The sequence below is a fragment of the Nostoc sp. 2RC genome (genome assembly GCF_014222165.1).
Taxonomy (GTDB): domain Bacteria; phylum Cyanobacteriota; class Cyanobacteriia; order Cyanobacteriales; family Nostocaceae; genus Nostoc; species Nostoc linckia.
The window spans coordinates 1-490 of record NZ_JACKZU010000799.1 but is presented as its reverse complement, the minus strand read 5'-3'; the positions used below and the strand labels follow the sequence as shown (position 1 = coordinate 490).

Here is a 490-nt window from a genome sequence, read left to right as displayed (position 1 = left end):
TAGGTTGGTTAACCTAGCTAACCTTAAGAGAGTATTTCTACTCATTTGGGTTAAACGAATCGCACTAGGGAGTTAATCATGCGGCTAGAACCACTTTACCAGCAAGACCGGGAACAAGCCAAACTGGAAGGAGAACGCCTTGTAGTGGAAAACTTATTACAAGTTCGTTTTGGTTCATTAGATAACAATCTTCAAGCAATTATTGAACCATTATTAGCCTTACCACCACAAGAGTTTACTCCATTACTCATGCAGTTGTCACGGGAGGAATTAATTGCTAGGTTTGGTAGGCAATCTTGATATTTTATTTATCAGTTATATCCCATTGTCAATTCATAAAAATAGCCATATCGGGGATAATATTTCCGGCTTTTTATGCTAGAAATTAAAGGTTAATTCAACTCCAGCTACATGATGAGATGCCTAAGCCAGGAAGTCACCCTCCTGACTCGGCTACAAAACCGTGCATGAATCTTTCGATTCACACGGC

Annotated in this window: 1 pseudogene; it reads left to right on the top strand. The window is 39.6% G+C overall.

Features of this window, described 5'->3' with window-relative positions:
- Positions 1-66: 66 nt before the first annotated feature.
- Positions 67-300 (top strand): annotated as a pseudogene (locus GNE10_RS35040) (hypothetical protein); the annotation flags it as partial.
- Positions 301-490: the final 190 nt, after the last annotated feature.